16 protein-coding genes, 1 tRNA gene and 1 pseudogene are annotated in these 20,908 nt (G+C 69.6%); 5 read left to right on the top strand and 13 right to left on the bottom strand.

Features of this window, described 5'->3' with window-relative positions:
- Window positions 1–17: 17 nt before the first annotated feature.
- A complete protein-coding gene (locus SMD20_RS31850; RefSeq protein WP_329588426.1) occupies window positions 18–485 on the bottom strand; it encodes a hypothetical protein in 468 nt (155 codons plus the stop codon).
- Window positions 486–735: 250 nt separating this feature from the next.
- On the opposite strand from SMD20_RS31850, the gene SMD20_RS31845 reads away from it, so the two are divergent.
- Window positions 736–2,799, top strand: a complete 2,064-nt coding sequence (locus SMD20_RS31845) for a hypothetical protein (RefSeq protein ID WP_329592857.1) — start codon at window positions 736–738, stop codon at window positions 2,797–2,799.
- A gap of 51 nt (window positions 2,800–2,850) precedes the next feature.
- Here the strand turns inward: SMD20_RS31845 and SMD20_RS31840 are convergent.
- A pseudogene (locus SMD20_RS31840) lies at window positions 2,851–3,030 on the bottom strand (DoxX family protein); the annotation flags it as partial.
- A gap of 229 nt (window positions 3,031–3,259) precedes the next feature.
- Here SMD20_RS31840 and SMD20_RS31835 point away from each other — a divergent pair.
- Window positions 3,260–6,037 (top strand): ATP-binding protein, encoded by a 2,778-nt coding sequence (locus SMD20_RS31835; RefSeq protein ID WP_329588425.1) that lies wholly within the window; start codon window positions 3,260–3,262, stop codon window positions 6,035–6,037.
- 53 nt (window positions 6,038–6,090) lie between these two features.
- On the opposite strand, the gene SMD20_RS31830 is transcribed toward SMD20_RS31835, so the two are convergent.
- Window positions 6,091–6,804, bottom strand: a complete 714-nt coding sequence (locus tag SMD20_RS31830; RefSeq protein WP_329588423.1) for a TetR/AcrR family transcriptional regulator — start codon at window positions 6,802–6,804, stop codon at window positions 6,091–6,093.
- Window positions 6,805–6,906: 102 nt separating this feature from the next.
- Here SMD20_RS31830 and SMD20_RS31825 point away from each other — a divergent pair, with 102 nt between their 5' ends.
- Genes SMD20_RS31825 through SMD20_RS31815 form a run of 3 tightly spaced genes read left to right on the top strand, consistent with a single transcriptional unit; the run spans window position 6,907 to window position 8,988 of the window.
- Window positions 6,907–7,845, top strand: coding sequence for an NADP-dependent oxidoreductase (locus SMD20_RS31825; RefSeq protein ID WP_329588421.1), 939 nt, complete (start codon window positions 6,907–6,909; stop codon window positions 7,843–7,845).
- A 42-nt stretch (window positions 7,846–7,887) separates the two neighbouring features.
- On the top strand, window positions 7,888–8,568 hold the full coding sequence (locus tag SMD20_RS31820; protein ID WP_329588419.1) for an SDR family NAD(P)-dependent oxidoreductase: 681 nt from the start codon (window positions 7,888–7,890) through the stop codon (window positions 8,566–8,568).
- A 48-nt stretch (window positions 8,569–8,616) separates the two neighbouring features.
- On the top strand, window positions 8,617–8,988 hold the full coding sequence (locus tag SMD20_RS31815; protein WP_329588417.1) for a DoxX family protein: 372 nt from the start codon (window positions 8,617–8,619) through the stop codon (window positions 8,986–8,988).
- A gap of 102 nt (window positions 8,989–9,090) precedes the next feature.
- On the opposite strand, the gene SMD20_RS31810 is transcribed toward SMD20_RS31815, so the two are convergent.
- The 10 genes from SMD20_RS31810 to topA form a co-directional block, all read right to left on the bottom strand.
- Window positions 9,091–9,164, bottom strand: a tRNA-Thr gene (locus tag SMD20_RS31810).
- An 88-nt stretch (window positions 9,165–9,252) separates the two neighbouring features.
- Window positions 9,253–10,092 (bottom strand): PSP1 domain-containing protein, encoded by an 840-nt coding sequence (locus SMD20_RS31805; protein WP_442942532.1) that lies wholly within the window; start codon window positions 10,090–10,092, stop codon window positions 9,253–9,255.
- Between the two features lie 93 nt (window positions 10,093–10,185).
- Window positions 10,186–11,238 carry a permease-like cell division protein FtsX gene (locus tag SMD20_RS31800; RefSeq protein WP_329588415.1) on the bottom strand — a complete coding sequence of 351 codons (1,053 nt, stop codon included), beginning with the start codon at window positions 11,236–11,238 and terminating at the stop codon, window positions 10,186–10,188.
- Window positions 11,235–11,762: a sigma-70 family RNA polymerase sigma factor gene (locus SMD20_RS31795; RefSeq protein WP_329588413.1), complete on the bottom strand. Its 528-nt coding sequence runs from the start codon at window positions 11,760–11,762 to the stop codon at window positions 11,235–11,237. The genes SMD20_RS31800 and SMD20_RS31795 overlap by 4 nt, the downstream gene beginning before the upstream one ends.
- A 41-nt stretch (window positions 11,763–11,803) precedes the next feature.
- The gene (locus SMD20_RS31790; RefSeq protein ID WP_329588411.1) at window positions 11,804–12,706 is read right to left on the bottom strand and encodes a permease-like cell division protein FtsX; all 903 of its coding nucleotides are present in this window, start codon (window positions 12,704–12,706) and stop codon (window positions 11,804–11,806) included.
- Window positions 12,707–12,738: 32 nt separating this feature from the next.
- Entirely contained in the window at window positions 12,739–13,908 is a 1,170-nt protein-coding gene (locus SMD20_RS31785) for a DNA polymerase III subunit delta' (protein ID WP_329588409.1), read from the bottom strand.
- A gap of 9 nt (window positions 13,909–13,917) precedes the next feature.
- A complete protein-coding gene (gene tmk, locus SMD20_RS31780; RefSeq protein WP_329588407.1) occupies window positions 13,918–15,954 on the bottom strand; it encodes a dTMP kinase in 2,037 nt (678 codons plus the stop codon).
- A 138-nt stretch (window positions 15,955–16,092) separates the two neighbouring features.
- Window positions 16,093–16,650 carry a helix-turn-helix transcriptional regulator gene (locus tag SMD20_RS31775; RefSeq protein WP_329592738.1) on the bottom strand — a complete coding sequence of 186 codons (558 nt, stop codon included), beginning with the start codon at window positions 16,648–16,650 and terminating at the stop codon, window positions 16,093–16,095.
- 73 nt (window positions 16,651–16,723) lie between these two features.
- Complete coding sequence (locus SMD20_RS31770) at window positions 16,724–17,968, bottom strand: metallophosphoesterase (protein ID WP_329588405.1); 1,245 nt, start codon at window positions 17,966–17,968, stop codon at window positions 16,724–16,726.
- A 14-nt stretch (window positions 17,969–17,982) separates the two neighbouring features.
- Complete coding sequence (gene topA / locus SMD20_RS31765) at window positions 17,983–20,748, bottom strand: type I DNA topoisomerase (RefSeq protein ID WP_329588404.1); 2,766 nt, start codon at window positions 20,746–20,748, stop codon at window positions 17,983–17,985.
- Window positions 20,749–20,908: the final 160 nt, after the last annotated feature.

Here is a 20,908-nt window from a genome sequence, read left to right as displayed (position 1 = left end):
TGCCAAAGCTGGAGCCCTTACCGCGTTAGCTTCACCGCGAACACCGGGAACGAGTACTCGACTTGCTCATCCGGGCCGGCAGCCTCCTCAGCGGAGACTTCTCGCAGATCAGCCCACGGCACCACACCCGGCTGTACATCAGCAGCCATCAGGGCAAGCACAGGTGCGGGATCGTCCACAGAGCGGAACCGCCCCCCGAACGGCAGGTCATCCGGCTCGACAGAAGCCACCGAACACCGCAACTGGCCAGCCTGCTCGTCATACCAGGCATAAAACGTCACCGGCCCGGCAGCATCGACGAACCGTGCGCCGAGCCGCTCCCCAACCGTGACAAGAGCCCGCTCAACGGGCCGTACGTCGAAGCCCTCAGGGGAGAAGCCGAACGCCACCATATTGCCCCGAGCCTCCGCGTTCACATCCCCTCGGTTGAGAATCAGCTCCTCGTCCGCGAAGGACAACACGAACTGCGCGAGACCGTCCGACACTCACTATCTCCGCTCACCGACACGTTCTCAGAACGAGAGCGACTATCCCACGGGTCAAACCACCGGAGCCATCCATCAATCGCACGGCAGGCGCATCCCTCGCATCGCCCCCGAAAGAGTGCCTGCTTGCAACGGGAGCCAGTCACGGCGTAGACGGTCAGCCGCTCTGCTGAATGTGAACCGTCGCCTACCTGTAACCCTCTTCCAGCTGAGAGCGATCGAACAGAGGACGGGTGCTGGAGGGGATCACGTGCGGGTTGAAGACCTGTCCGAGGCCGAACGGCGAGTGTGGGAGGCGTTTCCTCTCGGGGAGGAAGTGGACTTCACGGTCGGGAAGTGGGACGAGGATGACCCAGCCGGCGGGGCGGCTTGGGGGCCAGAACGGACTATCCGCGCCCGGGTGATCGCCGCGCTGCTTATGAGGGATGAGCCGCCTCAGTCGCATCGGACTCCCGCTATTCGGATCAAAGGCGCGCGGATCACCGAGCGAGTTGAACTCGCGTATTCTACCGTCCGTCATTCAGCGCGGTTCTTGTCCTGCCATTTCGAACGGGATCCCAGCCTGTACTGGACGCGTTGCCCCCAGATGAGTTTCAACGGCTCTCACATGCCGGGACTGTCGGCTTCCAATGCTCAGATCGACGGCCATCTCCGGTTGGAGGGCTGTTTCTTCACGGGGTTGGTGGAGCTGCGTGGGACGCAACTGGCAGGAGCTCTCACCCTGAGTAACGCGACGACCTCCGTCACCGGTCTAGCCATCGACTGCGACAGGCTCCAGGCTGGCCGTGGCATCGCAGCGGTCGAGCTCAACACCGTCGGCCAGGTGCGGTTCTCCAACGTAAAGGTCAGCGGCACTGTGGTCATCAACCATGCACGGCTAACCGCTGAAGGTAAGGCGTTGAACCTGGACGGGATGGTCGCCGACGGAGCCGTTCTTTGTAAGCGGATGATGGTCGCGGGAATGATCAGCTCGCGTAACACCCATGTGACAGGGCCATACACCTTCAAGGGCACCACGATCGAGCGTCCCGGGAAGATGGCCTTCCACGGCTCCCGGATCACGGCTGAGGGCGGGCTCTACTTCGGCGGAGGCTTCAGAGCGGTCGGCACAATACGCCTGGCCAACTCGCGTATCGACCGGGAACTCAACCTCGACGGGGCCCGGCTGTATTGTCCCGGCGGTGACGCACTGCAGGCGGAAGAGCTACAGGTTGAAGGCACAGTATCCGCGCACGGCCTCACCGTGGAAGGAAGAGCGGAGCTTACTCAGGCGCGTATCGCGGGCTCTTTGAATCTGGACGGCGCCAACCTCCACGCCACGCGCACGTCTGGTGCTGGGGACGCACCCTCTACCGCATTGGACGGCGACGGGATGAGCATCGGTGGTGGGTTGTCATGCGCCGATGGCTTCCGAGCCGAAGGGGCTGTGCGTTTGGCCGACGCGCGAATTGGTACGTTCGCCGACTTCACCGGCGCACGTCTACGCAACCCGGGCGGGCAGGCACTTGATGCGGCAGGGGCCAACATCAGCCGTGGCCTGCAGTGCGGCGGTTTCATCGCCGACGGGGAGCTTACGCTGATCGGCGCCAGCATCGGTCGGCATCTGTACCTCAACGACGCAACGCTTCGCGCTCCCGGCGGTCGGGCGCTCGCGGCATGGCAACTCGATGTACGCGAGCTGTACCTGCGTCCCAAAGAGAAACCTGAAGGCATCATCGATCTCCGACACGCTCGAATCGGCGTGCTTCGTGACGCCAAGGAGACATGGTCACCGCGTCGGCAGGACGGCCTTGCCTACGAGGCGCTGGATCCAATATTGCCAGCTGCCGAGCGATTGGCCTGGCTGACCGACGACGGCGATGGATATGTCCCGCAACCATATGAGCAACTCGCCGCGACCTATCGGCGCCTGGGGCAGGATGCGGACGCTCGGACGATCCTGCTGGTCAAGCAGCGGAAGCGCCGCGCGACGCTCCCACCGTACGCGCGGGCTTGGGGCCTGTTGCAGGACGTCACGGTCGGCTACGGCTACCGCCCAGCCCGGGCCGCCCTTTGGCTCTTGGCGTTGCTCATCGTCGGAGCGGTCGTTTTCACTCTGGACACTCCGCCCCGTGCTCAGCCTGGACAAGGGCCAGCGTTCAATGCTGTCATTTACTCCCTGGATTTGCTGTTCCCACTGATCGATTTCGGGCAGGAGAAGGCATTCCAGCCGATCGCCGCAGGTCAGTGGGCCGCCTACAGCCTGATCATGGCGGGCTGGATCCTCGCTACCACCATCGCCACCGGCATCAGCAGAGCTCTTTCTCGCCAATGAGTGAAATCTCGGAACTGACGACAGGATCAGGCCGACGCCGCCGAGCACCTCACAAACCCCGATGAAGACGATCAGAGGTTGCGGCACTGCAACGTACCAGGCCACAGCCCAGGGCGCTGCCGCGTACAAAGCGCCGTCATACAACAGCACTTTTCCGAAACCGCTGCCAGCGAAGAAGAAGCCGAACAACGCTTGTAGTGACCAGGATGCGCCGTTGAGCGTGAATCTCATTCCGCGCCTCGTAGGTGCCGCTCAATGTTCTCGACGCCGAGCAGTTCGGCGCTGACATGCCCGTTCATGTCTTGGCCTTGGCCAGATCGTCGTGGGTCACATCGACCCGCTGATCGCGTGTGCTCAGCTTTTCGCCCGGCTTGGCCGCTGCGCACCCGTGGTGACCACGAATCGTCCGCACGGATGGGCCGCGGAGGGACTGCGGCAAACTGGGGCGGTGGTGACAGGAGTGGAGATTTCGCCTCGGGAAGCCGAGGTGCTGGAACTGGTCGGGGCCCATCTCAGCAATGCCGAGATCGCGGCACGACTGTGCATCTCGGTGCGTACCGTGGAGAGCCATGTTTCCTCGCTGCTGCGCAAGCTGGAGGTGCCGGATCGGCGGGCGCTCGCCCGGCGGGCGCCCACGCCGGGCGGTGCCGGTCCGGCACCGGTTCTGCCGACCCCGCTGACCTCGTTCGTCGGCCGGGTGAGCGAGCGGGCCGAGCTCACCGAGATGGCCAAGGGGCACCGGCAGGTGACCGCGGTCGGTCCCGGCGGGGTGGGCAAGACCCGGTTGGCGTTGGCGGTGGCCGCGGAGGTGAGCGGTGAGTACGCCGACGGAGTGTGGTTCGTCGACCTGGTCCCGGTCACCGATCCGGGCCTGATCGCGACCGCGGTCGCGGGAGCGCTCGGCCTCGGTGAGCAGCCCGGCCGCGACATGACCGAGTCCGTGCTCGCCGCGCTGGCCGACCGTCATGCGCTGTTGGTGCTGGACAACTGCGAGCACCTGGCGGACGGGGTGACGCTGTTTCTCGAGCGGCTGCTGGCGACGTGCCCGCGGGTGACGGTGCTGGCGACCAGCCGGGCCCGGCTGCTGGTGCCGTTCGAACGGGTCTATCCGGTTCCGCCGCTGTCGCTGGCCGTCGATGGTGAGTCGGACGCGGTCGCGTTGTTCATGGACCGGGCGGCGGCGGTCGGCTGGCCGCTGGATCCGCCGTTGCGCGACCAGGTTGCCGCGATCTGTGAGCGACTGGACGGAATGGCCCTGGCGATCGAGCTGGCCGCCGCCCGCTATCCCATGCTCGGGTTCGACGGCATCACCACCGCCCTGTCCCACCCTCTGCGGATGCTCACCGGCGGCTCCCGTGCCGATGACCGTCACCGCTCGGTAAGGGCGGCGCTGGACTGGAGCCACGCCTTGCTGGAGCCTGCCGACCGGGCGCTGCTGCGCCGGGTGTCAGTGTTCGTGGCGCCCTTCACCGCCACGGCGGCGGCGCAGGTGACCGGGGACGAGGACGAGGAGGGTCTGGTCGCTGACGGCCTGGCCAGGCTCGCCGAACAGAGTCTGCTGACGGTGACGACGTCCCTCGGCAGGACCGAGTACCGGGCGCTGGAGACCATCCGCCAGTACGGAATGGAGCGACTGTCCGAGGCCGGTGAGCTGATCGACGCTCGATCCCGGCACCTTCGCTGGTGCCTGGCGCAGGCGGCCGGCTTGGCAGTGGTGGGCCATGACTGGCGGGCCCGGTTCGACCTGGTGGCCGACGACCTCCGCGCCGCCCTCGCGTGGGCGGCCAGTCGTCCGGAGCAGCGCGTTGACGCGTTCGAACTCGCCCGGTGCCTGGCGGAGCTGACCTTCACCCGTCACCTGACGGGCGAGTCCCAGCGGCGCTATGAGCAGGCCGCCGCACTCGCGACCGACCCGGCCGCCTCCGCGTCGATGCTCCGGCAGGCCGCGGCCGTAGCCGGGTGCCGGACAGCCGGTGATGACATGTACCGCCTGCGCCTCGCGGCCGCCGACGCCGCCCGCGCGTCCGGCGCCACTCCCGCCGCCGACCTGGGGACCGCCGCCACCATCGCGTTCCGGTTCTCGACCACGTTCGTACGGCGCCCGTCTCAGCAGGAGACGCTCCAGCTGATCACCGAGGCGCGGGAGCAGGCCGGCGACGATCCGGCCGCGCAGGCGGCGGTCGCACTGGCCGAGGCCGCGGTGCTCACCGACGCGTTCGGCGCCGTCCAGGGCCCGCCCGGCAACGCCGTACCGGAGACGCGTGAACGCGCCGAACACGCGGTCGAACTCGCCCGCCGGACCGGCGACCCGCTCGCCGAGTCGGCCGCACTCGACGCGCTCACCGGCGCTCAAAGCTGGGCCGGCGACCCGTTCGCCGCCGCGGCCACGGCCCGGCGCCGGATCATGCTCCTGTCGTCCCTGCCGATCTCTCCGGCCGGCACCCACGAGCTGATCGACGCGCTCGGTATTGTCGCCGAGGCCAGCCTCGGGGCGGGAGATGTGCAAGGTGCCCGCCGATGGGCACGGCAACTGGCCGACCATCCATCGCTGACGGAGGTAGGTCATCGCGCCACGTGCCGGCTGCTGATGGTTGCCGCGCTGGCGGGCGACGTCGACGAGATGCTCACCGGCAGCGTACGGTTCCTCGATGCGTGGCAGCGGGCAGGCAGCCCCGCCCGGTCCATCCTCGCCCCGGCGGCGGCCGGTGTGGCGATGATCCACGGCCTGCGCGACGACCATGACGCCAGACGCGCATGGCAGGAGATCCTGGGCAGGCTCGGCACCTCACCGGAGCATACTTACGGCTACGGGGCGGTCTTCGACGCGATGCTCCTGCTGCACCACGGGCAGGCATCGGAGGCGCTGGAGCGGATGGCCCCCGAGCCCCGGCAGAGGTGGAAGTGGATCACCTGGATCTGGCACCACTGGTATGTCGCGCTGCGCAGCGAGACCGCCGTGCTCGCCGAAAGCCGCAACGCCCGCGCCATCGTGGTCGAGGCCCGCACCGTCGTGGCCGGCAACCCGGTCGCCGCTGCCATCGTGGAACGGGCCGGAGCCCTGCTCGACGGCGACCAGGAGGCGCTGCTCGCCACGACGGACGCGTTCGAGGCCGCCGGCTGCCGCTACCAGTTCGCGCGGACCCTCGTGCTCGCCGGCGGCGTCCACGCCGAGCGCGGCGCCACCGCCCTCGCCGCTCTCGGTTTCGCCCCGATGAGACCAGCCGGCCGAAGACGGTGACCTCGTTACGCACCGGGCGGTCGCCCGATCACCTGGCCTGGCGAGACGAAGGATCAGCTCACCGGGCGTCCCACGTCGCCGGCAGAAGTTGAGCGGTTGAGCCGGATCATGGCGCGGTACAGGGCGGTGGGTGTGGGTGGCGGTTCCAGTGGGGGCAACTCGGTGCCGGGCGTGGAGTAGGCACGCAGCATGTGGCCGACCAAGCGGCGCCAGGCGTTCGGAGCGGCATCGGCGGTGGCGGCGACCACACCGGCGTTGGCCATCAGCAGGATGATCATGTCCTGGTCCGCGAAATCCTCGCGAAGGTGACCGGTGGCTTTGGCTCGGGCGATGAGTTCGAGAAAGCCGTGGTATGCCTCGGCGCGGCGCTTCTCCAGCGCTTTGGCGGTAGGGAACGACATGGTCAACACTGTGGCGAAGCCGCGGTCGGCTGCCTGCATGGCGCACACCGCCTGGATGTAGGCGGCGAAGCCGTGCCACGGGTCGGGGTCGGCCAGCGCGACGGCGACAGCACCGGCATAGGCGTCCATGCGGTCGGTGAACACTGCGGTGATGAGATCGTCACGGGTGGGGAAGCGACGCGAGAGGGTTGCCTTGCCGACACCTGCTTCGCGGGCCACGGATGCCATGGAGACATCGAGCCCTTCGGCGGCGTAGAGGCGACGGGCAGCGCACAGGATGCGATCGCGATTGCGTTCGGCGTCGGCGCGCAGCCCCTGATCAGACTGCTGTTCGGCGGAGTTCTCCGGGTCTGCGGCGGATCTCATGCTTCCCCACTGTACCTAAGTGGAACAACCTACCCAATTCGCTTGTTACGCTGAAGGCCGGAAAACGGGAAGCCCGTTCCACTTTTATGAGAGGCAGATCCCATGCGTGCCGTGACCCTGGACTCCGTACCCGCCACCCCCGCCGTGAGCGAGATCGACGCTCCCCGACCGGAAGCCGGAGAGGTGCTGGTGAAGGTGGCCGTCTCCTCGATCAACGGATTCGACCTCGCCACCAGCGCCGGCTACCTGCAAGGGATGATGGAGCACCAGTTCCCTCTGGTGGTCGGCAAGGACTTCGCCGGCACCGTCGAGGCGCTGGGCGAGGGGGCGGAGGGCTTCGCGATCGGTCAACCGGTCTTCGGCGTGGTCATGAAGCCGGTCCTAGGCACCGGGTCGCTGGCCGAGTACGTCACCGTACCCGCCGCTTACGGCATCGCCCCGATCCCCGACGGCCTGGCCGTCAACGACGCGGGTGCGCTCGGCCTGGCCGGTACGGCGGCGCTGGCCGCCCTTGACGCCGCTGCTGTCGGCGCAGGCGAGACCGTGCTGATCTCAGGCGCCACAGGAGGGGTGGGGGCCCTGGCCGTACAACTGGCAGCCGCGCGCGGCGCCCGCGTGATCGCCACCGCCCGCCCCGGCGCGGAAGCCGACTTCGTCACCGGCCTGACCGGCACTTCGGCGCATCTGATCGACTACAGCGGCGATGTGAACGCTCAGGTTCGCACCCTGGCTCCGGAGGGCGTGGACGCGGTGCTGCACCTGGCGGGTGATGGCGTCGCGCTGGCCGGGCTGCTGCGGCAGGGTGGCCGGATCGCCTCCACCGTCGGCCTGACCCCCGATGCCGTCGAGCGCACCGACGTCACCGTTCACCCGATCATGGCAGACCCGACCGCACAGACCCTGTCCGCGCTGGCTGACCACGCCGCCTCGGGTGCGCTGCGGGTGCCGGTCACCGCCACCTACCCGCTCGAGCAGGCACCGGAGGCGTTCGCCGCCTTCAGCGCGGGAGCGCTCGGCAAGCTCGCCGTCACCTGCTCTTGATCCCTGGCTCCGCCGTCACCTCACAACGAAAGAGACCCCCTCGTGCCCACCATCGCCGTCGTCGGCGCCGACCCCGGCATGGGCCTGGCCATCGCCCGCACCTTCGGCAGCCGCGGCTTCGACGTCGCCCTGATCTCCCGGTCCAAGGACAAACTCCACACCCTGGCCGACCAGCTCGGCCACGAGGGCATCACCGCCGAGGCGTTCCCCGCCGACGTGCTCGACCGGCCATCGCTGATCGCTGCCCTCGAAGCGGTCAAGGATCGCTTCGGCAGCATCGACGTACTGGAGTACTCCCCCGCCCCACACACACCGGTGCCCGGCCTGACCATGGTCGCTCCGTCGGAGGCAACGCCGGAAAACCTGCAACCGCAGATCGAGTACGCCTTCTACGGCGCCGTGACCGCCGCTCGCACGGTGCTGCCCGCGATGCGCGAGGCCGGGAAGGGCACGCTGCTGTTCACCACCGGCGGCGGCTCGGTGGACCCGATCCCGATGCTCGGCAACGTCAACGCCCCCGGCGCAGCCCTGCGCAACTGGGTCGTCAACCTCAACAAGGAACTGACCGGCAGTGGCGTGTACGCCGCCCACGTGGCGATCAACGTCTGGATCGGTGACGGCGGTCCTGCCGGGATTCCCAGCGCCACACCCGAGCAGATCGCCCCCGTCTACTGGGATCTGCACGAGCGCCAGGACCATGCCGAAGTCGTCTACAACGGCTGACCTGGCTCCATCACCCCCCACCCGCAAGAAGATCAAGGAAATGCCCTGATGAACACTGCCCTCTGGATCGTGCAAGCTCTCCTGGCCGCCATGTTCGGCATGGCCGGACTCATGAAGTCCACACAGCCCAAGGACAAGCTCCAGCCCAAGCTGCCGTGGGTGGAAGACTTCTCTCCCGCCACGATCCGCGTGATCGGCATCGCCGAACTCGCCGCCGCTCTTGGGCTGATCCTGCCTGCCCTCACCGGCATCGCTCCGATCCTCACCCCCCTGGCCGCCACCGGCCTGGTCGTGGTGATGATCCTCGCCGCGTTCACCCATGCTCGGCGCAAGGAACCCACGGCCATCGTCTTCAACCTGGTCCTGCTCGCCTTGGCCGCCTTCGTCGCCTGGGGCCGCTTCGGTCCTTACAGCTTCTGACACCGCTCCGCCGCGAGGCGGCCAGTGGGGGTACCAGAGGCGGCTGCTGTACGGAGATCGAAAAGGCCCTCCCGGATCATCCGAGAGGGCCTTTCAGCTGGGAGCCGCCTTGGGGATTCGAACCCCAGACCCCTTCATTACGAGTGAAGTGCTCTGGCCGACTGAGCTAAGGCGGCGGGTGCCATGCAGCGTGGAAAGTCTACAGGAGCCCGGACACTCCTCGCTCCCCCACAACCGCGCGCCTCGGGACAGAACGCGCGTCCGCTACGAGGACGCGGGCCCGTCCCCGTACATCGCGTCGTGCTGCTTGCGCGGCGAGCAGACGCTGGCCTTCGAGCAGGAGCACCGCCGCCCCCCGTCCGCCAACCGAACCACCACGGAGTCGGACGGCACGTTGTGGCCCACCACCGTGCCGGCGCCCTCCGGAGTTTCCACGTTCGTCCCGACGCGTGGCGCTGAGGCGCGGAACTCCTGGTAGAGCGGGTGCTCGTACTTGAGGCAGCACATCAGGCGGCCGCAGGCGCCGGCGATGCGGAGCGGGTTGACCGGGAGGTCCTGGTCCTTCGCCATGCGGACGGAGACCGGCTCGAAGTCCTTCAGGAAGGTGGCGCAGCACAGGTCGCGGCCGCAGGGGCCGATGCCGCCCTGGAGGCGGGCCTCGTCCCTGGGGCCGATCTGGCGGAGCTCGACCCGGGCGCGCAGGTTGCGGGCCAGATCGCGGACCAGCGCGCGGAAGTCCACGCGGTGCGGGGCCGAGAAGTAGACGGTGTAGATGTTGTCCTGGTCGAGGTAGTCGATGCCGACCACCTTCATCGGCAGGGTGTGCCGCTTGATCAGGCGCTTCGACACGCTTCTCGCCTCGGCCCTGCGGCGCTTGTTGGTCTCGTCGCGGGTCAGGTGCTCCTCGCCGGCCAGGCCGGCGCAGACCGGCAGGCCGTCGATGTCCTCGCTGGTGTATTGGGGCGCCCAGACGCACTCCGCCACCTCGGGGCCCGAATCGGTAGGTACGAGCACCTTGTCGCCCACCTTGGGGCTGTGCCCGCCGGGGTCGAGGTAGTAGAGCCTCCCGTAGCGGGTGAAGCTCACGGCCATGATCATTCCCATGGGCTCGCGCTCGCCTCCTGACGCCTAGGTCGTTCCGGCCTTCCTGCCCACACTACGTGGGCAGGTGCGCCGAAAGTCAGGGGGCGGGAGTGATCAACTGCCGGGCGAGCACACCTTGTCCTCCGGCGGGCGCACCCCGTAACGGCTGAGGGCGAGCATGCTGTCCTGCTGGCAGGGGACGTAGAAGACGCTGGCCACGCCGGGCTGGCGTCTCAGCGTGGCGACCGGTGTGGCCCAGTCACTCCCCTGCTTCAGGAGCACTCTGAACGATTCCGGCATGTCCGACACCTTGGTGGCGTTCAGCAGAGCCTTGTTCGAGGCGAACTCGCGCCTGAAGTTGTCGTACGCCGCCTGTTGGTCCTCGAACGTGTGCGACTGCACCTCGGGCATGCCGTCGATCAGCCTCGTGAGGGCGTTCTTCTGGGCGCTCGTCGCCGCCTTGCCCTCCTTGACGACCATGGACTCGTCCGGCTTGCGCTCCGCGCCGCAGGACGGCAGCGACGACCCCTTGCCGCACAGGAACACGTTGACCCGCATCTCCGAACGCGACTCCAGCGCCGCCTCGGTGGCGGTGTTGTCGGCGACCCCTCCGATCCCGGGCAGCGCGCGGAGGGATTTCTCCACCTCGCGGCGGTCCGCCCCCTTCTTGACTGTCAGCCGGATCGACACCGGCAGATCGGCTACCTTGACCGCGTCCAGCATTGGCCGGTTGAGGGCGAAATCGACCCGGAAGTCGTCGTAGGCGTGCTGCTGATCCACGGTGTACGCCGCCTCGACCTGCGGCAGCCCTCGCACCGCCCGCTCGGCCGCGGACACCTCCTGGGCGGTGGCGTCGCGCCCTCCGCACCGAGGCTCCTTGACCACGAGAGCGCTGGTCGAGCACATGATGACGGTCATGTCGGCCTTGCCGGGCTCGATCCGCGCCGGTTCGGCGACCGCGATCTGGTCGTCTCCCGGTCCCAGGGTCAGCCCCACGGCCGTGGCCGCGACGCCGGCCGTCACGGCAGCGCCCACCACCAGCAGCCGGGCATCCATCCACGTACGCCGCCGGGCGGGCGCGGGCAGGGGCCGGAGCGTGTCGGGATCGATGCTCGCGCCCGCCTCCGCCAGGGCCGCGCGCAGTCGCTCTTCCACCGGGCTGTTCATGCGTCCTCCCCGAGTGCCCTGGCGAGGGCGGCCAGCCCCCGCGCGATCGTGGACCTCACCGTGCTCGCGCCGACCCCCATGGTCTCGGCGATCTCCTGGTCGGCGAGGTCGAAGTAGTAGCGCAGGGTCAGCGCCTCGCGCTGCCTGCGGGGGAGCTCGCGCAGGGCGAGCAGCACCTCGCGGCGCTCCTCACCCAGCAGCGCGGCGCTCTCCGCCGACCAGACCGGCGGCTCGTACGGTAACGCCCGCCGGAACACGGTCGCCCGCCGCCGCAGCACCGACCGGCACCCGTTGAGCACCGCCGACCGGACGTACGCCAGCGCCTTGTCGGCGTCGCGCAGCCGCCCCCGGCCGGCGTGGGTGCGGGTGAACGCCTCCTGGACGACGTCCTCGGCGGTCGCCCGGTCGCCCACCATGATGAGGGCCAGCCGGACGAGGCCCACGTGGTGCTCGGCGAAGATCGACGCCACGTCGACCCGCTGCCGCGCCAGGGCCTCTTGTTGGGTGAGTAGTTCGACTTCCACGTATCAGAGACGCCCGGCGAGCCCGTCTGCTGCTCGGGCGGTCAGCCCGTTCCGGACGCGCAGGCGTCGCGAGAACTGTCCCGAGCGAAAGAGGCGTAGGTCATGAGGCCGTACTCCCCCACCAGTTTGGCGACCGTCTCGAAGCATCTGGCGTTGGACGTCCAACTGACCCCCGACATCCGCGCCATCCGGTTGGTCACGGTGTTCCAGTCAGCGTCGGGCCGCAGAGTCAACCGGTACGACTCCGGCATGTCCGTCACCCTGGTGGCGGAAAGCAGGGCGTCGTTGTCGGCGAAGTCGTCCTTGAAGTTCTCGTACGCTGTGCGCTGATCCTCGAACACGTACGACAGGACCGCGGGATCCTTCGCGAGCGCCGCCCCGACCGCCGCCCGCTCCCGGGCCGTCGCCGCCTTCTTGTTCGCCTTGCCCCGGCCCTTGACGCACGGTTTCAGGGCCGAGCCCGCGGCACACAGGGAGACGCTCCCGTCCCAGTCGCTCGTCCAGGACAAGTGGTCCCGCTGCCCCTCGGCCGCGTCGCTGACCCAGGCCACGCCGGGCCTGGCGCTGACGGTCCGGACCAAGCCTTCCCTATCGGCGCCTTCCTTCACACGCAGGACGAAAGCGTCGGGAAGGTCCTTCTCCATGGTCCGCCGCAGCAGAGGGCGGTTACCGGCGAAGTCGCGCCGGAAGCTCGCGTACATGCCGGCCTGGTCGACGAAGCGCACCTCCTCCACCTCCGGCAGACCCTCCAGAAGCTTGCGAACCGCCCGCTTCTGCGCGCCCGTGGCCGTGCGCTTGCCGCAGCCGAGCAAAGACGGGGAGGAGCACATGAAGACGCGGATCTCCCACTCGGCGTCGCCGACGGCGGAGGCCGGTGAGCTCACCGCGACAACCGCCGATGCCACCAGAGCGACACCCAGCACCCCTCGTAACACCGCACGCATGAGCTTTGAGCCCTCCACAAGGATGTACGCGATCAGCGCAGCGCCAGCATCATCGCCTCGACCGCGATCTGCGGGTTGACGTTCGCCGCCAGCCGCTCACGGCATTGCATGATCGCATCGATCCGGCGCAATGTCTCCTCGGGCGTGGACTTCTTCGCGAGCTGGTCGAGATCGAAGCGCAGGTCGTCGTTGGCCAGCTCGACGCCCGCTCCGAACTGCACGGCGAGCACGTCGCGGTAGAACGACACCAGCTCCAGCAGCGCGGCGTCCAGCGAGTCGCGCTTGATCCGGGTCGCCCGCGACTTCTGCCGGTCCTCCAGCTCCTTCAGCGCGCCGGCGCCGCCCCGCACCAGGCCGCGGTTGAGCCCCTTGCCCGTGGAGCCCTCGCCGTAGATCCTGCGCAGCTCGGTGGTCTCGTTGTCGTTGAGCGCGGCCGTCGCGGCGGCGGCCTCCTCCTCGGCGGTCTTCACCAGGCGCTCGGCCGCCGAGACGCACTCCCCCACCCCCGTGAGCGAGCGTGGGATGCCCAGCACGGCCTCACGGCGCTGCCGGGTGGCGTCGTCCAGCGCGAGCGCCCGCGCCCGGCTGATGTGCCCCTGAGCGGCGCGGGCGGCGAACGCGGCCGTCTCCCACGGCACCCCGTCGCGGGCGGCGAGCACCCGGGCGACCGCCTCCGTGCCGGGCGTCGTGAGCGTGACCAGGCGGCAGCGGGACCGGATGGTGATCATCAGGTCGTCGGGGGCCGGCGAGCAGAGCAGCCACACCGTACGGGGCGGCGGCTCCTCGATGGCCTTGAGCAGCGCGTTCGCGGCCGACTCCGTGGCCCGGTCGGCGTCCTCGAACAGGATGACCCGCCACCGGCCCTGCGTCGGCGCCCCGGCCGCGCGCAGGATGAGCTCGCGGGTCTGCTTGACGCTGTAGGACAGCCCTTCGGGGCGTACGGCCTCCAGGTCGGGATGGGAGCCGATGAGCACCTGGTGGCACTGGTCGCAGTGGCCGCAGCCGGCGTCGGGGCAGAGCAGCGCGGCGGCGAAGGCGCGGGCGGCGTCCTCGCGGCCGGCGCCGGGCGGGCCGGTGAACAGCCAGGCGTGCGTCATGCCCGCGCCGCGCCCGCCCGCGACGACCTCCCCGGCCGCCGCCGCGGCGCGCGACAGCACCGCGACGGCCTGGTCCTGGCCTACGAGGTCATCGAAGACGGTCACGAGGCAAGGTTAGTCGCGGATGGCGGGCATCGTGCCGGTGATGTCCTCGGACTCCCGGGGCACCGGGTCGGGCAGGAGCTCGTGGATGCGGTCCTGGATCTGACGGGTGATCTCGTCCATCGGCTGCGTGCCGTCGACCACGAGGTAGCGCTCGGGCGCGGCGGCGGCCAGCGCGCGGAACTCCTTGCGCACCCGCTCGTGGAACTCCAGCGGCTCGGCCTCGATGCGGTCGACCGCGCCGCCCAGCCGGGTCAGCCCCACCTCGGGCGGGGTGTCGATGAGCACGGTCAGGTGCGGCACCAGGCCGCCGGTGGCCCAGGCGTTGATCTTGGAGACGTCGTCGGGCGCGAGCGCGCGGCCCGCTCCCTGGTAGGCCAGCGACGAGTCGACGTAGCGATCGGTGATCACCAGCGAGCCCCGGTGCAGCGCCGGGCGGATCACCTTCTCCACGTGCTCGGCCCGGTCGGCGGCGTAGAGCAGCGCCTCCGCCCGTGCCGACAGCCCCTTCTCGGCCGCGTCGAGCAGGATGGCGCGCAGCCGCATGCCGACCTTGGTGGAGCCGGGCTCGCGCGTCTGCACGACGTCGTAGCCCTGGTCGCGCAGCCAGATCGCGATCGTACGGGACTGCGTGGTCTTGCCCGAGCCCTCGCCGCCTTCGAAGGCCACGAAGAGCCCCGGCACGTGCTCGGACCCCTCGGACGGGAACCGGTCGCCCCGCACGGCGGCGATGAGGTCGGCCGCCAGCGGGACGCCCTTGCGGTCGTCCATGTGGCGCAGCGCGAGCAGGCCGACGGTCATGGCGAGCGCGCCGCCGATCACCAGCACGAGGTTGGTGCCGTCGAAGCGGTAGGCGATCGCGCCGAACGCCAGGTTGTACTCGCCGAACAGTGCCGCGAGCGGGCTCGCCACGGCCACCACGAGCAGCAGCGTCACCCGCGCCGTGGACTGCAGGAACGAGAACGTCCTGCCGCGCAGCCCGTCCTCGACCTCCAGCCCGATGAGCGTGTAGCCGATGATCCAGGCGATGCCCGCGCACCCGCCGAGCAGCACGGTCAGCATGACCACGATGACGAGGTTGTGCACCAGCGCGATCGCCACCAGCACCAGCCCGGCGACCGTGATGGCGAGCCCGAACAGCCGCCGCCGCGACAGCTCGCGCAGCAGCCGCAGCCCGAAGAACATGCCGAGCGCCATGCCGAAGAAGACCGCCGCGAACACCACGCCGTAGGCCGCGTCGCCGCCGCCGAGCGTGCCGACGTAGATCTTGGCCACGCCCACCACGGCCCCGCCGGCGGCGAACGCCCCCAGCATGCCGATGATCAGCCCGCGGACCAGCCGGTCGCGGCCGACGAAGCGCCAGCCCTCGACGATCTGCTTGAGGATGGAGGGCGTGGAGACCCCGCTGTCGCGCTTGGGGATGTCGCGCAGCGTGAAGATCAGGGCCGCCGACACCAGGTAGGCGCCGGCGTTGACGAGCAGCGCGAGGTAGGGCCCGGTCAGGGCGGGCGCGAGCCCGGCGATCAGGTCGCCCGCCACCGACAGCGCCGCGAACAGCATGGCCGCGACCGGCGCGGTGCCGTAGGTGACCAGCAGGTTGAGCCGGTTGGCCGCCTCCAGCTCCGCCTTCGGCACCAGGTTGGGCACGGTGGCGTCCTTGGCCGGCACCCAGAAGAGGTTGACGCACTCGACGAGGACGGCCGCGATGATGATCCACTGGTAGCTGCCGACCAGCGGGATCGACAGCACCACAGCGAAGCGGGCGAGGTCGGCCGCGACCATGGTCAGCCGCCGGTCGAACCGGTCGGCGAACACGCCCGCCAGCGGCCCGAGCAGCACGGCCGGCAGCATCTTGGCGACGAAGACGCCGCCGACGGCCAGCGACTGCACGCGGTAGTCGGAGCCGCGGGTGAGGTTGGCGGCCAGGGCGGTCAGCGCGAGGATGTTGAGCCAGTCACCCAGACTGCACACCGACATGGCCGTCCAGAGCCGTCGGAACGGCACGTTGGCCAGCACGTGAGCGCGGGGGCGTCGGCCAGGGGCAGTCATCTTCTCAGCGTATCCAGGTGTGAGCCAGGGGCGGGTGGACAAGCAACGGGCCGGCCGCACCCGGGGGCTTGCCGAGAGTATTACGCCCGCGCACCGGCGCGCAGGTCACCCATCGCGAACAGGTCTGCGACAACGACGTCACTGGACGACTCCGGCCCCATGTCGAGCTTCTTCCACCACTGGCAACCACTCCGCGTGGATATCGGGTGGTAGATCCAATTCGTTCCACAGCTCGGCCAGCAGCACGCCGTCGACGTGGTCACGCACCTCCTGCGCGGTGCCCTCGCGCAGCAGCAGCGCGTATGCCGCCCGCCGCTCCCCCCGGTCGGCCAGGTCGTAGTCGCGCCCCCGCAGCCGGGCCACGCCGAGCGCCGCCGCGACCGGCAGCCGCCCCAGCCTGCTGGGCACGTGGAAGCTGCGCCCGTCGCCCGTCTCCCGCGCGGCGAACTCCACCTTCGGCTCCAGCACCAGCCGGAACCCCGCCGCGTCGAGGATGCGGCCCGCGGTCTCTAGCGTCGGCGACTTCCTGCCGTGCTCGTAGGCCGACAACGTGGTCCTGGACGTGCCGCTCAGGCCGGCCAGCGCCGACTGGTTCATGCTCGCCGCCTGCCTGGCCTGCCGGAACAGCAGCCCGCCGCGCTCGGCCCAGGCCGCGACACCGGCGGCCAGCGCCGCCTCCATCGCCGAGGACACCATGCTCACCTCGCTTCTTGTATCCGGACGGATACTACGGCATGATGGCCTCTCGTGACCACTCGATTACCTTACGTCAGGAGCGAAGCTCCAGGATCGTGATCTCCGGCGGCGCGCCGACGCGCACCGGCGGCCCCCAGAAGCCCGCGCCCCTGGTCGTGTAGACCTGCACCCCGTCCACCGTGGCCAGGCCCGACACCACCGGCTGCTGCAGGCCCACCACCAGGTTGAACGGCATGATCTGCCCGCCGTGCGTGTGCCCGGACAACTGCAGGTCCACGCCGTGCCTGGCGGCCTCGGAGACCTGCACGGGCTGATGGGCCAGCAGCACGGTCGACCTGCCTGAGGTCCGGCCGCCGAGGGCCTTGGCGAAGTCGGGGCCGTCGCCCTGCGCGGCGCCGCCGAGGTCGTTGACCCCCGCGAGGTCGAGCACCGCCCCCTGGTGAGCGATCTCCACCCGCTCGTTGCGCAGCGGGCGCACGCCCAGCTCGCCGAGCTCGTCCAGCCACTCGATGTAGCCGCCGGGGGAGAAATACTCGTGGTTGCCAGTCACGAAATAGGCCCCGTACCTCGACTCCAGGTCCTTCAGCGGACGGGCCAGCGGGCCGAGCCGGGCGACCGAGCCGTCCACCAGGTCGCCGACGATCGCGACGACGTCGGCCTCCAGCCCGTTGATCATGCGGACGATGCGCTCGGTGTGGGACCGGCCGGTGAGCGGCCCGAGGTGGATGTCGCTCACCACGGCGAAGCGCAGCCCGCTCAGCCGCGGGTCCAGCTTCGGCAGCGTGACCCGCACCGGCTCGATGACGGGGTCGCCGAGGGCGCTCGACACGCCGTACCCCACCGTCGCCACCGCGCCCACCCCGGCGACGGCGGCGGTGGCCCGCCCCAGGAACAGGCGCCTGCTCAAGGCGGCGGGCGGCGCCTCCCCAGGGTCAGGGGCCACGTCGGGGAGCCCGGCCGCCACGTCGTCCGGCACCGGCGTGCCCGCGAGCACCGCGACCGGCTCAGGCACCGGCGCGCGCCGCCGCTCGGCCCGGCGCAGCCACACCGCCGCCACCGCCCGCGGGATCTCCAGCACCGCGAGGAACACGAACAGATAGAACAGCAGGGCCAGCCACAGATAGCCCGGCCAGGCCAGCCAGGTCCCGAAGTCCGCCCGCGTCCCGACGAACGTCGCCACGACCAGCAGCATCAGCGCCACGACACCCCAGGTCAGCGCCTTGCGCAGCCGCCCGGGAGCCGTTGTCGAACGCACCAGCCGGTGCCACAGGTAATAGTGCGCCAGCAGGATCAGACCGACGAAGACCAGGACAATCACATAGGTGATGCTACTTACGATTTGGAGGCCGACTTCTTCGCCGCCGCCGGCGCCTTCTTCGCCGCCGCGGCCTTCGTAGTAGTCGACTTCGTGGTCGCAGTCTTCGTGGTCGCAGTCTTCGTCGTCGAGGTCTTCTTCGCCGGCGCCTTCCGCGTGGTCTTCTTCGGCGCGGGCGCCCGCTCACGCCGCTCGGCCAGCAGCTCCGCGGCCCGCTCGATCGTGATGTCCTCGACCGTGTCGCCCTTGCGCAGGGAGGCGTTGGTCTCGCCGTCGGTCACGTACGGCCCGAACCGCCCCTCCTTGACCACCACCGGCTTCTTCGAGGCGGGGTCGTCGCCCAGCTCGCGCAGCGGCGCCGCCGCCGCGGCCCGCCGCCCGCGCTGCTTGGGCTGCGCGAACAGCTCCTTGGCCTGGTCGATCGTGACGGTGAGCAGGTCTTCCTCGGCCGTGAGCGAACGCGAGTCGGCGCCCTTCTTCAGGTAGGGCCCGAACTTGCCGTTGTGCGCCACGACCTCCTCGCCCTCCAGCTCGCCGACCACCCGGGGGATGGACAGCAGCCTGAGCGCGTCGTCGAGCGTGATGGTGTCCAGCGACATGGTCTTGAACAGCGAGCTCGTCCGCGGCTTCGGGGCGTCGGCCTTCTTCGTACGCCTCTTCGGCGCCTCGTCCTCGGCCGGCTCGGGCAGGACCTCGGTCACATAAGGCCCGTAGCGCCCGTCCTTGGCCACGATGACGTGCCCGGTCACCGGGTCGCGTCCCAGCTCGCGGTCGCCCGTGGGCCGCGAGAACAGCTCCTCGGCCTTCTCTGCGGTCAGCTCGTCGGGCGTCATGTCCTCGGGGACGTTGACCCGCGCGCCGTCCCGGTCGAGGTAGGGGCCGTAGCGGCCGACCCGCAGCACGATGTCCGTGCCCTTGATCGGGAAGGAGCTGATCTCCTTGGCGTCGATCTCGCCGAGGTCGGAGACCATCTCCTTCAGTCCCTCGTCGCCGTCGGCCCCGTAGTAGAAGCGCTGCAGCTCCGGCACCCGCTCGGCCCGGTCGTTGGCGATGTCGTCGAGGACCTTCTCCATCTCGGCGGTGAAGTCGTAGTCGACGAGGTTGCCGAAATGCTGCTCCAGCAGGTTGACCACGGCGAACGCCAGGAACGACGGCACCAGCGCCGTCCCCTTCTTGAACACGTAACCGCGGTCGAGGATGGTGCCGATGATCGACGCGTACGTCGACGGCCGCCCGATCTCGCGGTCCTCCAACTCCTTGACCAGCGACGCCTCGGTGTAGCGGGCCGGCGGCTTGGTCGAGTGGCCGGCCACGTCGAGCCTGCTGACGCTGACCGCGTCGCCCTCGGCCAGGTTGGGCAGGCGCTTCTCGGCGTCGTCGCGGTCGCTCGACGGGTCGTCGTGGCCCTCGACGTACGCCTTGAGGAAGCCGTAGAAGGTGATCGTCCGGCCGGAGGCGCTGAACTCGACGTCCTCGCCGCTCGACGACCTGCCGCCCACCTTGACGCTGATCGACTCGCCGACCGCGTCCTTCATCTGCGACGAGACCGTACGCTGCCAGATCAGCTCGTACAGGCGGAACATGTCGCCAACCAGCCCGGTCTCGCCGGGCGTGCGGAACTCCTCGCCCGACGGGCGGATGGCCTCGTGGGCCTCCTGCGCGTTCTTGACCTTGCTGCTGTAGACGCGCGGCTTGTCCGGGACGTACTGGGCCCCGTACAGGCGGATGGCCTGCGCGCGTGCCGCCGCGACCGCCGTCTCCGACAGCGTGATGCTGTCGGTACGCATGTAGGTGATGAAGCCGTTCTCGTAGAGCCGCTGCGCCACCTGCATGGTGTACTTGGCGGAGAAGCCCAGCTTCCTGCTGGCCTCCTGCTGCAGCGTGGTGGTCCGGAACGGCGCGTACGGCTTGCGGGTGTACGGCTTGCGCTCGACGGACCTGACCGCGAACGACGACCCGCGCAGCCGCCCGGCCAGCTCGCCCGCGGCCTGCTCCGACAGGTGCAGCACGTCGGCCGTCTTGAGCTGCCCGGTGCTGGCGAAGTCGCGGCCCTGCGCCACCCGCCGGCCGTCAACGCCGGTCAGCGTGGCGGTGAAGTCACGCGGCCGCTCCTCGGCCTTGCCGGTGTCGAACAGCGCCTGCAGGTCCCAGTAGTGGGCGGAGGTGAACGCCATGCGCTCGCGCTCGCGCTCGACCACCAGCCGCGTCGCGACCGACTGCACCCGGCCGGCGGACAGCCGGGGCTTGACCTTCTTCCACAGCACGGGGCTGACCTCGTAGCCGTAGAGCCGGTCGAGGATGCGGCGGGTCTCCTGGGCGTCGACGAGGCGCAGGTTGAGGTCGCGGGGGTTGGAGACGGCGTCGCGGATGGCCTGCGGGGTGATCTCGTGGAAGACCATGCGGTGCACGGGGACCTTGGGCTTCAGCACCTCGCGCAGGTGCCAGGCGATGGCCTCGCCCTCGCGGTCCTCGTCAGTGGCGAGGTAGAGCTCGTCGGCGTCCTTCAGAAGCTGACGTAGCTTGTTGACCTGCGCCTTTTTGTCAGGATTGACTACGTAGAGAGGCTCGAAGTCGTGCTCGACGTTCACCCCCAGCCGCGCCCACGGCGCGCCTTTGAACTTCTCGGGGATGTCATCGGCCTTCTCCGGCAGATCGCGGATGTGCCCGATGCTGGACTCGACCATGTAGCCGGCACCGAGGTATTCCTTGATCGTCTTCGCCTTGGCGGGCGACTCGACGATCACCAGGCGTGTTCCGCCGGTGCTGCCGTTGTTGGCTGGCACGCTGCTTCCTACCTCACTGTTCGCTTGCAAATCCCCCTGCCGGGAGTCGGCACAGACTGAAAGGTAACCCGACTCGCGGAAATTTCCTTCCCCCGGGCTACCCACTAGCTTCCGGGTCCACCCGCAAGCACGCAGAATAAGGCCCATCGAGCGGCATGGC

It is taken from the genome of Nonomuraea sp. LP-02 (assembly GCF_036289125.1).
In the GTDB taxonomy this organism is placed as follows: domain Bacteria; phylum Actinomycetota; class Actinomycetes; order Streptosporangiales; family Streptosporangiaceae; genus Nonomuraea; species Nonomuraea bangladeshensis.
This window is presented reverse-complemented; position numbering and strand designations above follow the sequence as displayed.